This window comes from Streptomyces cellostaticus (assembly GCF_023630175.1).
In the GTDB taxonomy this organism is placed as follows: domain Bacteria; phylum Actinomycetota; class Actinomycetes; order Streptomycetales; family Streptomycetaceae; genus Streptomyces; species Streptomyces cellostaticus_A.
Genome location: NZ_JALLIN010000076.1, coordinates 1 through 16,394 on the forward strand (window position 1 = coordinate 1; position 16,394 = coordinate 16,394).

Genomic DNA, 16,394 nt, shown 5'->3' on the forward strand with positions numbered 1-16,394 from the left:
ATGCACACGGCCGGGGTCCTCGACGACGGTGTCATCGACGCGCTGACGCCGGAGCGGTTCGCGACCGTGCTCGCCCCCAAGGCGGACGCGGCGCTCACCCTCCACGAGTTGACCCGCGACCTGGACCTGTCCGCGTTCGTCCTGTTCTCCGGTGTGGCCGGCACGCTCGGCGACGCCGGTCAGGGCAACTACGCGGCCGCCAACGCCTACCTGGACGCCCTGGCGGAGCAGCGGCACGCCGACGGGCTGGCCGCGACGTCCGTGGCCTGGGGCCGCTGGGGTGACAGCGGGCTCGCCGCGGGCGGTGCGATCGGGGAGCGGCTGGACCGGGGCGGGGTCCCCGCCATGGCGCCGCGCTCCGCGATCGGCGCCCTCCAGCAGATCCTCGACCGGGCGGAGGCGGCCGTGGCGGTCGCCGACATCCAGTGGGAGCGGTTCGCACCCGGCTACACCGCCGTACGCCGCAGCCCCTTCCTCGCCGACCTGCCCGAGGTGCGGCAGCTCGCCGGGGCGACGGCGGCCGGCGGCGAGGCGGGCGGGGAGCACTCCCCGGCCGAGGCGCTGCGGGCACGGCTCGCCGTCATGCCGCAGGCCGAGCAGGCCCTGGCCGTGCTCGAACTGGTCCGCTCCCACGCGGCCACCGCGCTGGGGCACCCCACGACCGACGAGGTGGGCGCGGGACGCGCGTTCAAGGAGCTCGGCTTCGACTCCCTGATCGCGCTGGAGCTGCGCAACCGCCTCAACGCCGCCACCGGGCTACGGCTCCCGGCCACGCTCGTGTTCGACCACCCGACCCCGGCGGTGCTGGCCGAATTCCTCCGGGCGGAGATCACCCAGGACGGAAGTGGCGGGGCCGCCCCGGGAATCGCGGAACTCGAAAAGCTGGAGTCCGCGCTCTCCGTGGTCGACCCGGACGATTCCGACGGTGACACACGTACCGACATCGCGCTGCGTCTGCAGGCCCTCCTGGCGAAATGGGGTGAACCGCACACCGATTCACATGGCGAGGCCGTGACCGAAAAGCTTCAGGAGGCCACGCCGGACGAGCTCTTCGACTTCATCGAGAAAGAGCTCGGCATCTAGCACGGCGGACAGCAGGCAGTAGCAGGCGCAAGGGTTTGTGACGATAAGCATGGGTGAGGTTCCAATGGCAGATCAGGACAAGATCCTCGGCTACCTGAAGCGGGTGACGGCCGATCTGCATCAGACGCGGCAGCGCCTTCGCGAGGTCGAGGCCCAGGAGCCGGAGCCGATCGCGATCGTCGGCATGAGCTGCCGGTTCCCCGGCGGCATCGAGTCGCCGGAGGACCTGTGGGACCTGGTCGCCGGGGGCCGGGACGCGATCACCGACTTCCCCACCGACCGTGGCTGGGACATCGAGTCGCTGTACGACGCCGACCCCGACCAGCAAGGAACCTCCTACACCCGTGAGGGCGGGTTCCTCGACGGTGTCGGCGAATTCGACGCCGCGTTCTTCGGGATCAGTCCGCGGGAAACCCTCGGCATGGACCCGCAGCAGCGCCTGCTGCTGGAAACCTCCTGGGAGACGTTCGAAAGAGCCGGAATCGACCCGGCCGCGCTGCGCGGCGGCAAGGCCGGCGTCTTCATCGGCACGAACGGCCAGGACTATCCGGAACTGCTGCGTGAGGTGCCCAAGGGCGTCGAGGGGTACCTCCTCACCGGAAACGCCGCCAGTGTCGTCTCCGGCCGCCTCTCCTACACCTTCGGTCTGGAGGGTCCGGCGGTCACCGTAGACACCGCCTGCTCCGCCTCGCTGGTCGCCCTGCACCTCGCGGTGCAGGCGCTGCGCAACGACGAGTGCACACTGGCGCTCGCGGGCGGTGTCACCGTCATGTCGAGCCCGCGTGCGTTCGTCCAGTTCAGCCGGCAGCGCGGGCTCGCCCCCGACGGCCGCTGCAAGCCGTTCGCCGACGGCGCCGACGGCACCGGCTGGGGCGAGGGCGTCGGCATGCTGCTCGTCGAGAAACTGTCCGACGCGCGCAAGAACGGGCACCCGGTGCTGGCCGTGGTGCGCGGCTCGGCGATCAACCAGGACGGTGCGAGCAACGGCCTGACCGCGCCCAACGGCCCGTCGCAGCAGCGCGTCATCCGCCAGGCGCTCACCAACGCCCGGCTCACCCCCGCGCAGGTCGACGTGGTCGAGGCGCACGGCACGGGCACGACGCTGGGCGACCCGATCGAGGCGCAGGCCATCCTCGCCACCTACGGCCAGAACCGGCCCGACGGCCGCCCCCTGTGGCTCGGCTCGATCAAGTCGAACATCGGCCACACCCAGGCCGCCGCCGGTGTCGCCGGCATCATCAAAATGGTCCAGGCGATCCGCCACGGCGTCCTGCCCGAGTCACTCCACATCGACCGGCCGTCCGGGAACGTCGACTGGGACGCCGGAGACGTCAGGCTGCTGACCGAGGCCGTGCCGTGGCCGGAGACCGGCCAGCCGCGCCGCGCCGGCATCTCGTCCTTCGGCGTCAGCGGGACCAACGCGCACACCGTCATCGAGCAGGCCCCACCCGCCGTGGACCCGGACGACGCCCCCGGCGACGCGACGGCCCCCGCCGAGCGGCCCGCCGAGGGCGCCACCGGCCCCGTACCGCTGCTGGTGTCGGGCCAGAGCGACACCGCGCTGCGTGCCCAGGCCGACCGGCTCGCCGCCCACCTGCGCGCCCACCCCGACCTCGCCGCCGACCCCGCGGGCCTGACCGACCTCGGCTTCTCCCTGGCCACCAGCCGCTCGTCGCTGGACCGCCGGGCCGTGCTGTTCAGCACCGACCGCGACAGCCTGCTCGCCGACCTCACCGCGCTCGCCGCCGGGGAACAGGGCACCGACCACGTCCTCGGCGCCACCGGCGAGGGCAAGACCGCCTTCCTCTTCTCCGGCCAGGGCAGCCAGCGCCTCGGCATGGGCCGCGAACTGTACGCCGGCCACCCCGGCTTCGCCCGCGCCCTCGACGAGGTCGCCGCCGAACTGGACCAGCACCTCGAACGCCCGCTGTACGACGTGCTCTTCGCCGAGGAGGGCACCCCCGAGGCGGACCTCCTCGACCGGACCGCCTGGACCCAGTCGGCCCTGTTCGCCGTCGAGGTCGCCCTGCACCGGCAGCTCGAACAGTGGGGCGTCACCCCCGACTTCCTCATCGGACACTCCATCGGCGAGCTGGTCGCCGCCCACGTCTCGGGCGTCCTCACCCTCCCCGACGCGGCCAGGCTGGTCGCCGCCCGCGGCCGGCTGATGCAGGCCCTGCCCGCCGGCGGCGCCATGATCGCCGTCGAGGCCACCGAGGACGAGGTCGCGCCGCTGCTCGCCGACCGGGTGGGCGTCGCGGCCGTCAACGGCCCCCGCTCCGTCGTCGTCTCGGGCGACGCGGACGCCACCACGGCGCTCGCCGCCGAGTTCGAGCGGCGCGGCCGCCGGACCAAGCGGCTGACCGTCAGCCACGCCTTCCACTCGCCCCTGATGGACGGCATGCTCGACGCGTTCCGCGAGGTCGCCGAGTCCGTCGCGTACGCCCCGCCCGTCATCCCCCTGGTGTCCAACCTGACCGGCGCCTCCGTCACCGCGGAGGAGATCTGCCGCCCCGACTACTGGGTGCGCCACGTCCGCGAGGCGGTCCGCTTCCTCGACGGCGTGCGCCGGCTCGCCGACCAGGGCGTGACCACCTTCGTCGAGGTGGGCCCCGGGGGAGTGCTCACCGCCCTGGCGCAGGAGTGCGTCACCGACCGGGACGCCGTCTTCGTCCCCGTCCTGCGCGGCGAGCGCCCCGAGGCGGCCGCCTTCGCCGCGGCCGTCGCCCGGGCCCACGTCCACGGCGTCCCCGTCGACTGGTCCGCCGTCCTCGCCGGGCGCGGCGCCACCCGCGTCGACCTGCCCACGTACGCCTTCCAGCGTGAGCTGCACTGGCCCGAGCAGCCCACCGCCTGGGGCGGCGACGTCACCGCCGCCGGCATCGGCTCCGCCGACCACCCGCTGCTCGGCGCGGCCATCGCGCTGGCGGACGGCGACGGGCACCTGTTCACCGGCCGCCTCTCGCTGGCCACCCACCCCTGGCTCGCCGACCACACGGTGATGGACACCGTCCTGTTGCCCGGCACCGCCTTCGTCGAGCTGGCGCTCCAGGCGGGCGACCACACCGGCTGCGGCCTGCTGGACGAACTCACCCTCGAGGCGCCGCTGGTGCTGCCCCCGCACGGCGGTGTGCAGATCCAGCTCGCCGTCGGCGCTCCCGACGCCGGAGGCCGCCGATCGCTGACCCTGCACTCCCGGCCCGAGGACGCCGCCGACGACACCTGGGGCGAGGGCACCTGGACCCGGCACGCCACCGGCGTGCTCGCCCCGGCCGCCCCGGCCGGCCGGGAACCCGCCGGCACCGACCTCACGAGCTGGCCGCCGAAGGACGCCACCGAGGTCGACGTCGAAGGCCTGTACGACTACCTCGCCGGCTCCGGGTTCGCCTACGGCCCCGTCTTCCAGGGCCTGCGCGCCGCCTGGCAGCGCGGCGACGAGGTGTTCGCCGAGGTCCGCCTGCCCCGCGGCGCCCACGACGAGGCCGCCCTGTTCGGCCTGCACCCCGCGCTGCTGGACGCCGCCCTCCACGCCGTCGGCATCGGCTCCCTCCTGGAAGACACCGAGCACGGCAGGCTGCCGTTCTCCTGGAGCGGCGTCACCCTCCGGGCCGTCGGCGCCCGGGCCCTGCGCGTACGGCTCGCCCCCGCGGGCAACGACACGGTGTCGGTGACCCTCGCCGACGAGACCGGCGCACCCGTCGCCGCCGTCGACGCGCTGCTGCTGCGCCCCGTCTCCCCCGAGCAGGTGCACGCCGCGCGCACCGCCTTCCACGAGTCGCTGTTCCGGGTCGACTGGACCGGTGTGCCCCTCCCGGCCGCCCTCACCGTCGCCGCCGGCCAGTGGGCGTTGCTCGGCGACACGGACACCCCGTACGCCACCGCCCTGCCCACCGCCACCGTCCACACCGACCTCGCCGCGCTCGGCACGGCCCTGGACGCGGGCGGCCCCGTCCCGCAGGCCGTCGTCGTCCCCTTCCCCGCCTCCGGCGCCGTCGAGCGCACCCCCCTCGGCACCGACCTGCCCGGCGCCGCCCGGGACGCGCTCCACCGCGCCCTGGACCTCGCCCAGGCCTGGCTCGCCGACGACCGCCTGGCCGGCTCCCGGCTGGTGTTCGTCACCCGCGACGCCGTCGCCACCACACCCGCGTCCGACGTCGCCGACCTGGCGCACGCCCCGCTGTGGGGCCTGCTGCGCTCCGCGCAGTCCGAGCACCCGGACCGTTTCGTCCTGCTCGACGTGGACGCAAGCCCCGAGTCCCTGCACGCCCTGCCCGCCGCGCTCGCCACCACCGAACCGCAGCTCGCCCTCCGTGAGGGCGCCGCGCTGGTGCCCCGCCTCGCCCGCGTCGCCGCCGTACCCGGCCAGGAGGCGCCCGCCCTCGACCCGGACGGCACCGCCCTGGTCACCGGCGCCACCGGCACCCTCGGCGGCCTCGTCGCCCGGCACCTGGTCACCGCACACGGCGTACGCCATCTGCTGCTCACCAGCCGCCGGGGCGAGGCCGCCGCCGGCGCCGCCGAACTCGCCGCCGAACTGCGCGAGATGGGCGCCGACGTCACGATCGCCGCCTGCGACGCCGCCGATCGCGAGGCGCTCGCCGCGCTCCTCGGCACCGTACCGGCCGAGCACCCGCTGACCGCCGTCGTCCACACTGCCGGCGTCCTCGACGACGGGATCCTGGAGGCGCTCACACCCGAGCGCGTCGACCGCGTCCTGCCCGCCAAGCTCGACGCGGCCGTCCACCTGCACGAGCTGACCCGCGACGCGGACCTCGCCGCGTTCGTGCTGTTCTCCGCCGCCGCCGGCACCCTCGGGGGCCCCGGCCAGGCCAACTACGCCGCCGCCAACGCCTTCCTCGACGCGCTCGCCCAGCGCCGCCGCGCCGAGGGGCTGCCCGCCACCGCGCTCGCCTGGGGCCTGTGGGCCGAACGCAGCGGCATGACCTCCGACCTCGCCGACGCCGACCTGGAGCGGATCTCCCGCGCCGGAGTCGCCGCCCTGTCCTCCGCCGAGGGCCTGGCGCTGCTGGACACCGCCCGCGCCGTCGGCGACCCCACCGCCGTCCCCATGCACCTGGACCTGGCGTCGCTGCGGCACGCCGACGCGAGCATGGTCCCCGCGCTGCTGCGCGGCCTCGTCCGCGCCCCCGCACGCCGGGCCGCCGCCGACACCCCGGACGGGCCGCCCGCGGGCGGCCTCGCCGAGCGGCTGCTGCCGCTGACCGCCACCGAACGGGACCGGCTGCTGCTGGACACCGTCCGCGTCCAGGTCGCCGCCGTCCTCGGCTACCCCGGCCCCGAGGCCGTCGACCCGGGCCGCGCCTTCAAGGAACTGGGCTTCGACTCGCTGACCGCCGTCGAACTCCGCAACCGGCTGGGCTCCGCCACCGGGGTGCGGCTCCCGGCCACCCTCGTCTTCGACTACCCCACCCCCCACAGCCTGGCCGCCCACCTGCGCGGCGAACTCCTCGGCGACGAGGCGGTCACGGCGCCGGTCGCCGCGACCACCGGCCCCGACGACGACCTCATCGCCATCGTCGGCATGAGCTGCCGCTACCCCGGCGGCGTCACCGGCCCCGAGGAGCTGTGGCAGCTCGTCGCCGGCTCCACCGACGCGATATCGCCGTTCCCCACCGACCGCGGCTGGAACCTCGACGCGCTGTACGACTCCGACCCCGGCCGGGCCGGCACCTCCTACACCCGCGAAGGCGGCTTCCTCCACGACGCCGCCGACTTCGACGCCGACTTCTTCGGCATCAACCCGCGCGAAGCCCTCGCCATGGACCCGCACCAGCGGCTCCTGCTGGAGACCTCCTGGGAGGCGTTCGAGCGGGCCGGGATCGACCCGTCGTCCATGCGCGGCAGCCGCACCGGTGTGTTCGCCGGTGTCATGTACCACGACTACCTGACCCGGCTCCCGGCCGTCCCCGAGGGCCTGGAGGGCTACCTCGGCACCGGCACCGCCGGCAGCGTCGCCTCCGGCCGCGTCTCCTACACCCTCGGCCTCGAAGGCCCCGCCGTCACCGTCGACACCGCCTGCTCCTCCTCCCTGGTGGCCCTGCACCTCGCCGCGCAGGCACTGCGCAACGGCGAGTGCGACATGGCCCTCGCGGGCGGCGTCACCGTCATGTCCACCCCCGACACCTTCATCGACTTCAGCCGCCAGCGGGGCCTCGCCACCGACGGCCGCTGCAAGTCGTTCTCCGCCGACGCGGACGGCACCGGCTGGGCCGAGGGCGCGGGCATGATCCTCGTCGAGCGCCTCTCCGACGCCCGCCGCAACGGCCACCAGGTCCTCGCCGTCGTCCGCGGCACCGCCGTCAACCAGGACGGCGCCAGCAACGGCCTGACCGCCCCCAACGGCCCCTCCCAGCAGCGCGTCATCCGCCAGGCCCTCGCCAACGCCGGCCTCACCACCGCCGACGTCGACGCCGTCGAGGCACACGGCACCGGCACCACCCTCGGCGACCCCATCGAGGCCCAGGCCCTGCTCGCCACCTACGGCCAGGACCGCCCCGAGGACAGCCCGCTCCGCCTCGGCTCCATCAAGTCGAACATCGGCCACACCCAGGCCGCCGCCGGCGCCGCCGGCATCATCAAGATGGTCCTCGCCATGCGCCACGGCGTCATGCCGCCGTCGCTGCACATCGGCGAACCCTCCCCGCACATCGACTGGGCCGCCGGCGCCGTCTCCCTGCTCACCGAGGCCGCCGACTGGCCCGACACCGGCCGACCCCGCCGCGCGGGCATCTCCTCGTTCGGCGTCAGCGGCACCAACGCGCACGTCATCATCGAGCAGCCGCCCGCCGACGACACGGCGACCCCCGCGCCCACCGGCCTCCCGGCCGGCACACCGCTGCCGTTCACCCTCTCCGGCCGCACCCCCGCCGCGCTGGCCGCCCAGGCGGCACGACTGGCCGACCACCTCCGGCAGCGCCCGGACACGGCCCCCGCCGACGTGGCGCTCTCCCTCGCCACCACCCGTACCGCGCTCGACCGCCGCGCCGCCGTCGTCGCCCACGACCGCGACGCGCTCCTCACCGGGCTCGCCGCCCTCGCCGAAGGACACGACGACGCCCAGGTCGTCCGCCACACCACCGCCGACGGCCGGACCGCCGTCCTGTTCACCGGACAGGGCAGCCAGCGCCCCGGCATGGGCCGCGAACTGTACGACACCTACCCGGCCTTCGCCGAGGCACTGGACGCGGTCTGCACCGCCCTCGACCCCCACCTCGAACAGCCCCTCAAGGACGTGCTGTTCACCGACGACAGCGGCCTCCTCGACCGGACCGGCTGCACCCAGCCCGCCCTGTTCGCCCTGGAGACCGCGCTCTACCGGCTCGTCGAGTCCTGGGGCGTACGCCCCGACTTCGTCAGCGGGCACTCCATCGGCGAGATCACCGCCGCGCACGTCGCGGGCGTCCTCTCGCTCACCGACGCGGCCACCCTCGTCGCCGCCCGGGGCCGCCTTATGCAGGAACTCCCCGAAGGCGGCGCGATGATCGCCATCACCGCCACCGAGGACGAGGTCCGGCCGCTGCTCGCCGGCCACGAGGACCGCGTCGGCATCGCCGCCGTCAACTCCGCCTCCGCCGTCGTCGTCTCCGGCGAGGAGACGCTCGCCCTGGACGTCGCCGCCGAGTTCGAGCGGCGCGGCCGGCGCACCAGGCGGCTCACCGTCAGCCACGCCTTCCACTCGCCGCTCATGGACGGCATGCTCGACGCGTTCCGCGAGGTCGCCGAAACCCTCACCTACCACCCGCCCGTCATCCCCGTCGTCACCAACCTCACCGGACGCGTCGCCGGCGACGAACTGCGCACCGCCGACCACTGGGTCTCCCACGTCCGCGAAGCGGTCCGCTTCCTCGACGGCATCCGCACCCTGGACGCCGAACACGTCACCACCTACCTCGAACTCGGCCCTCGCGGCGTCCTGTCCGGCCTCGGCCGCGACTGCCTGCCCGACACCGCCGACCCGGCCGACACCGCCGTGTTCGTACCGGCGCTGCGCCACGACCGCGGCGAGGCCGAAGCCCTGACCGCCGCCGTCGCCGCCATCCACGCCCGCGGCGTGCCGCTGGACTGGGACGCCTACTTCGCCGGCACCGGCGCCCGCCGCGTCGAGCTGCCCACCTACGCCTTCCAGCGCGACCGGTTCTGGCTCGAAGCCCCGGAGGGCCACGTCGGCGACGTCGAATCGGCGGGTCTGGGCGCCGCCCACCACCCGCTGCTCGGCGCCTCCGTCGCCCTCGCCGACGGCGAAGGCCTCCTCTTCACCGGCCGCCTCTCCCTCGACACCCACCCCTGGCTGGCCGACCACGCCGTCATGGGCACCGTCCTGCTGCCGGGCACCGCCTTCGTCGAACTCGCCATCCGCGCCGGCGACCAGGCCGGGTGCGACCTCCTCGAAGAGCTCACCCTCGAAGCCCCCCTGGTCCTCGCCCCGCACACCGCGGTACGGCTCCAGATCGTCGTCGGCGCCCCCGACCGGGCCGGCCGCCGCACCCTGGACCTGTACTCCAGCGACCCGGACGCCCCCGCCGACCAGCCCTGGACCCGGCACGCCGGCGGCATCCTCGCCACCGGCTCCCCGCGCCCCGCCTTCGACCTGTCCGCCTGGCCCCCGCCCGGCGCCGAAGCCGTCGGCGTCGACGGCCTCTACGAGCACCTCGGCCAGGGCGGCTTCGCCTACGGCCCCCTCTTCCAGGGACTCCGCGCCGCCTGGCTCCACGGCGACGACGTGTACGCCGAGGTCGCCCTGCCCGACGACCGGCAGTCCGACGCCGCCCGCTTCGGCCTCCACCCGGCACTGCTCGACGCCGCCCTGCACGCTACGTTCGTCCAGCCGTCCCCGGACGGCGACCGTCAGGGCCGGCTGCCGTTCTCCTGGCGCGGGGTGTCCCTGCACGCCGTCGGCGCCGCCGCACTGCGCGTACGCCTCACCCCCGACGGCCCGGACTCGCTCACCCTCCAGGTCGCCGACACCACCGGCGCACCCGTCGCCGCCGTCGACCACCTGATGCTGCGGCCCGTCTCCGCCGACCAGCTCGGCGCCCACCGGCCCGCACACCACGAGTCGCTGTTCCGCGTCGACTGGGCCACCGTGCCGACCGCCCCCACCGGCGAGGACGCCACCACCGACGCCTGGGCCGTCATCGGCGCGCCCACGACCACGCTGCCCGGCCACACCCACCCCGACCTGGACGGCCTGCGCGCCGCCCTCGACGCGGGCACCCCGGCACCCGCGTACGTCCTGGTCGACCACACCTCCGGGACCACCGGTGGCAGCACCCTCGCGGACGACGTCCACACCGCCACGCACCAGGCCCTCGGCCTGGTCAAGGCATGGCTCGCCGACGACCGGTTCGCCGCCTCCCGCCTGGTGTTCGTCACCCGCGGCGCCGTCGCCACCCAGGGCGACTGGGACCTCGCCGACCTGACCCACGCACCCGTGTGGGGCCTGGTCCGCACCGCCCAGTCGGAGAACCCCGACCGGTTCGTCCTCGCCGACCTCGACACCGACACCGCCTCGGCGGACGCCCTCCACACGGCCCTCACCGGCGGCGAGCCGCAAATCGCCGTCCGCCGCGGCACCGTCCACGCCCCCCGGCTCGCCCGCGTCCCCGCCACCACCCCGCTCACCCCGCCCCAGGACGGGGCCGCCTGGCGCATGGACATCGAGGACAAGGGCACCCTCGACAACCTCACCCTCGTTCCCAGCCCCGAGTCCCAAGCCCCCCTGGAACCCGGCCAGGTCCGCGTCGCCGTCCGCGCCGCCGGCCTCAACTTCCGCGACGTCCTGAACGCCCTCGGCATGTACCCCGGCGACCCCGGCCTCATGGGCAGCGAAGGCGCCGGCATCGTCCTGGAGACCGGACCCGGCGTCACCGACCTCGCCCCCGGCGACCGCGTCATGGGCATGCTGCCCGGCGCGTTCGGCCCCCTCACCGTCGTCGACCGCCGCATGATCGCCCCCATGCCCGAGGGCTGGACCTTCGCCGAGGCCGCCGCCGTACCGATCGTCTTCATGACGGCGTACTACGCGCTCCACGACCTCGCCGGACTGCGCGACGGCGAAGCGCTCCTCGTGCACGCCGCCGCCGGCGGCGTCGGCATGGCCGCCGTCCAGCTCGCCCGCCACTGGGGCGCCGACGTGTACGCCACGGCGAGCCCCGGGAAGTGGGACACCCTCCGCGGCCTCGGACTCACCGACGACCGGATCGCCTCCTCCCGCACCCTCGACTTCGAGGACACCTTCCGCACCGCCACCGGTGGACGCGGCGTCGACGTCGTCCTCGACTCGCTCGCCCGCGAGTTCGTCGACGCCTCCCTGCGGCTGCTGCCGCGCGGCGGACGCTTCGTCGAAATGGGCAAGACCGACGTCCGCTCCCCGCAGGACGTCGCCGACGCCCACCCCGGCGTCACCTACCAGGCCTTCGACCTCACCGAGGCCGGCCTGGACCGCATCCAGGAGATGCTCACCGAGCTCCTCGCCCTCTTCCGCACCGGCGCCCTGCGCCCGATACCGGTCTCCGCCTGGGACCTCAGGCAGGCCCCCGAGGCGTTCCGCTACCTCAGCCAGGCACGCCACGTCGGCAAGATCGTGCTCACCCTGCCCGCCGAGTGGAACCCGGACGGCACCGTCCTCATCACCGGCGGCACCGGCACGCTCGGCGCGCTCGTCGCCCGGCACGCCGTCACCACCCGGGGCGCCCGCCGCCTGCTGCTCACCAGCCGCCGCGGCGAGGCCGCCACCGGCGCCGCCGAACTCGCCGCCGAACTGCGCGAGCTGGGCGCCGACGTCACCATCGCCGCCTGCGACGCCGCCGACCGCGACGCGCTCGCCGCCCTGATCGACGCCGTACCCGCCGAGCACCCGCTGACCGCCGTCATCCACACCGCCGGCGTCCTCGACGACGGCGTCGTCGACGCCCTCACCCCCGAGCGCATCGACCATGTCCTCAGGCCCAAGGCCGACGCGGCCCTCCACCTGCACGAACTGACCCGCCACCTCGACCTGGCGGACTTCGTCCTGTTCTCCTCCGCCGCCGGCACCTTCGGCGGCGCGGGCCAGGCCAACTACGCGGCCGCCAACGTCTTCCTCGACGCCCTCGCCCACCACCGCCGGGCCCACGGCCTCGCCGCCACCTCCCTCGCCTGGGGCCTGTGGGCCGAGGCCAGCGGAATGACCGGCGAACTCGACACCGCCGACAAGGACCGGATGACCCGGTCCGGCGTCCTCGGCCTGTCCAGCGAGGAAGGGCTCGCGCTCCTCGACACCGCCCGGCACCTCGGCGACGCCCACCTCGTGCCCATGCAGCTCGACCTGGCACCGCTGCGCCAGGCCGACGCGAGCATGGTCCCCGCGCTGCTGCGCGGCCTCGTCCGCACCCCGCTGCGCAGGGCCGTCGAAGCCACCGCCACCGGCGGCGGCACCCCGCTCGTCGAGCAGCTCGTACGCCTCCCCGAGAACGAGCGCGACCCGCTCCTCCTCGACCTCGTACGCAACCAGGTGGCAGCCGTCCTCGGCCACGCCACCCCCGACGCCGTCGAACCCACCCGCGCCTTCAAGGACCTCGGCTTCGACTCGCTCACCGCCGTCGAGTTCCGCAACAGGCTCGGCGCGACCGCCGGCATCCGGCTGCCCGCCACCCTGGTCTTCGACTACCCGACCCCCACCGCACTCGCCGGCCACCTCCTGGACGAACTCCTCGGCTCCGAGGCCGCCGCCGCGCTCCCGCGGGTCGCCGCCACCGCCGTCGAGGCCGACGACCCCATCGCGATCGTCGCCATGAGCTGCCGCTTCCCCGGCGACGTCCGCACCCCCGAGGACCTGTGGGAGCTGCTCACCGAAGGCCGCGACGGCATCTCCCACCTGCCCGACGACCGTGGCTGGGACACCGAGGCGCTCTACGACCCCGACCCCGACAGCCCCGGCACCTCCTACGCCAGGGAGGGCGGCTTCTTCTACGACGCCCACCACTTCGACCCGGCGTTCTTCGGCATCAACCCGCGCGAAGCCCTCGCCATGGACCCGCAGCAGCGCCTGCTGCTGGAAACCTCCTGGGAGGCCTTCGAGCGGGCCGGGATCGACCCGACCGGCCTGCGCGGCGAACAGATCGGCGTGTTCGTCGGCCAGATGCACAACGACTACGTGTCCCGGCTGAACACCGTCCCCGAAGGCGTCGAGGGCTACCTCGGCACCGGCGGCTCCAGCAGCATCGCCTCCGGCCGCGTCTCCTACACCTTCGGCTTCGAGGGCCCCGCCGTCACCGTCGACACCGCCTGCTCCTCCTCCCTGGTGGCCCTGCACCTCGCCGCGCAGGCCCTGCGCAACGGCGAATGCTCCCTGGCCCTCGCGGGCGGCGTCACCATCATCACCACCCCCGACGTCTTCACCGAGTTCAGCCGCCAGCGCGGTCTCGCGAGCGACGGCCGCTGCAAGCCGTTCGCGGCCGCCGCCGACGGCACCGCGTGGGGCGAGGGCGCCGGCATGCTCCTCGTCGAGCGGCTGTCGGACGCCCGCCGCAACGGCCACCAGGTCCTGGCGGTCGTCCGCGGCACCGCCGTCAACCAGGACGGCGCGAGCAACGGCCTGACCGCCCCCAACGGCCCCTCCCAGCAGCGCGTCATCCGCCAGGCCCTCGCCAACTCGGGCCTGTCGGCCGCCGAGGTCGACGCCGTCGAGGCGCACGGCACCGGCACCACCCTCGGCGACCCCATCGAGGCCCAGGCCCTGCTCGCCACCTACGGCCAGGACCGGCCCGAGGACAGCCCGCTGTGGCTCGGCTCCATCAAGTCCAACTTCGGCCACACCCAGGCCGCCGCCGGTGTCGCCGGCATCATCAAGATGGTCCAGGCCATGCGCCACGGCGTGCTGCCCAAGACCCTGCACGTCGACGAACCGTCCCCCCACGTGGACTGGTCGGCGGGCGCGGTCTCGCTGCTCACCGAACAGCGCGCCTGGCCCGACACCGGCCGCCCGCGCCGTGCCGGCGTGTCCTCCTTCGGCATGAGCGGTACGAACGCCCACGCCATCATCGAGATCGCCCCCGACACCGAGGCCGACGCCACCCCCGCCACGCCCGCACCCGCCCGCACCCGCACGGAGCAGGCCCCGGCCGCCCTCCCCTGGAACCTCTCCGCAAGGACCCCCGACGCGCTGCGCGCCCAGGCCGCACGCCTGCTGTCCCACCTGGACGCCCACCCCTCGGAGGAGCCCACCGACACCGGCTACTCCCTCGCCACCGGCCGGGCGGTCTTCGACCACCGCGCCACGGTCGTCGCCCAGGACCGCGACGGGTTCCGGGCCGCCCTCACCGCGCTGGCGGAGGGCCGTACGTCGGCCGCCGTCGTCACCGGTTCGCCGGTGGCCGGCAAGCTGGCGTTCCTGTTCACGGGGCAGGGCAGTCAGCGGCTGGGTATGGGTCGTGAGTTGTACGAGGCGTTCCCGGTGTTCGCGCAGGCGCTGGACGCGGTGTGTGCGCGGCTTGATCTGCCGCTGAAGGATGTGCTGTTCGGCGACGACCGAGCCGCGCTGGATCGGACGGAGTTCGCGCAGCCGGCGTTGTTCGCGGTGGAGGTGGCGCTGTTCCGGCTGCTGGAGAGCTGGGGCGTGAGGCCCGACTTCGTGGCCGGTCATTCGATCGGTGAGATCGCCGCTGCGCATGTGGCCGGGGTGTTCTCGTTGGAGGACGCGTGCCGGCTGGTGGCCGCCCGCGGCCGTCTGATGCAGGCGCTGCCGTCCGGTGGCGTGATGGTCGCGGTGCAGGCGTCGGAGGACGAGGTCCTGCCGCTGCTCACCGAGCGGGTGAGCATCGCGGCGGTCAATGGTCCGCAGTCGGTCGTGGTCGCGGGCGACGAGGCCGACGCGGTGGTCGTTGCCGGGCACTTCGAGGAGCAGGGCCGTAAGACCAGGCGCCTCAGCGTCAGTCACGCGTTCCACTCGCCGCACATGGACGGCATGCTGGACGCGTTCCGTACGGTGGCCGAGCAGGTCTCGTACGCCTCGCCCCGCATCCCGCTGGTCTCCCACCTGACCGGCGCGCCGGTCACCGGCGAGATGGTTTCGGCGGACTTCTGGGTACGTCACGTCCGCGAGGCCGTCCGTTTCCTCAACGGGATCCGTGCGCTGGAGGCCGCCGGGGTCACCACGTTCCTGGAACTGGGCCCGGACGGTGTGCTGTCGGCCCTCGCCCAGGACTGCCTGGCCGTCGACGCGGACGCGGTGGCCTTCGCGCCCGCCCTGCGAGCGGGCCGCGAGGAGGCCGGGACCCTGCTCTCGGCGCTCGCCACTGCGCATGTCCGTGGCGTCCCCGTCGACTGGCAGGCGTTCTACGCCCCCGCCGGCGCCCGGCGCGTCGACCTGCCCACGTACGCCTTCCAGCGTGCCGCCTACTGGCTCGACGCGGGCCGCTCGCAGGGGGACGTCACCTCGGCCGGACTCGGCGCGACCGACCACCCGCTGCTCGGCGCGGCGGTCGAGCTGCCCGACTCGGACGGCTTCCTGTTCACCGGCCGGCTGTCCCTGGCCACGCACCCGTGGCTCGCGGACCACGCCGTCATGGGCTCCGTCCTGCTGCCGGGCACGGCGTTCGTCGAGCTGGCGCTGCGCGCCGGTGACCAGGTCGGCTGCGACCGGGTCGACGAACTGACCCTGGAAGCACCGCTGGTGCTGCCCGAACACACAGCCGTGCAGCTCCGGCTGTCGGTCGGCGCCGCCGACCAGGCGGGGCGCCGCGCCCTCGCGCTCCACTCCCGGACCGAGGGCGCGGACACCGAGCTCCCGTGGACCCGCCACGCCACCGGAACGCTCGCGACCGGAGCGGAACACGCTCTGCAGGCCCTGACCGCCTGGCCGCCGGCCGGGGCGGAGCAGGTCGCGGTGGAGGGGCTCTACGAGGGCCTCGCCGACGCCGGTTTCGGTTACGGTCCGGTGTTCCGGGGGCTCCGCGCCGCCTGGCGGAAGGACGGTGACGTCTACGCCGAGGTCGCGTTGCCGGAGAGCGCCGAGGCGGAGGGCGGCCGGTTCGGCCTGCACCCCGCCCTGCTGGACGCGGCGCTGCACGCCCTGGGACTCGGCGGCACCGAGGCCGGGGGCGGCGGCGAAGGACGCCTGCCGTTCTCCTGGTCCGGCGTGTCCCTGCACGCCGTCGGCGCCACCGAACTGCGGGTACGCCTCGCGCCCGCCCGTGGCGGAGAGGTGGCCCTGACCATCGCCGACGCCGCCGGAGAACCGGTCGCCTCGGTGACCGGCCTGGCGCTGCGGGCCGTGAACCGCGAACAGCTCGACACCACCCAGGACGTCACCC

At 74.9% G+C, this 16,394-nt stretch carries 2 protein-coding genes; both read left to right on the forward strand.

Annotated elements, in window-relative coordinates:
- A partial coding sequence (locus MXD57_RS30180) for a KR domain-containing protein (protein WP_250405350.1) occupies positions 1 to 1,083 on the forward strand: 1,083 nt, incomplete at its 5' end.
- A gap of 64 nt (positions 1,084 to 1,147) precedes the next feature.
- Positions 1,148 to 16,394: type I polyketide synthase (locus MXD57_RS30185; protein ID WP_250405351.1), on the forward strand; the 15,247-nt coding region annotated here is incomplete at its 3' end.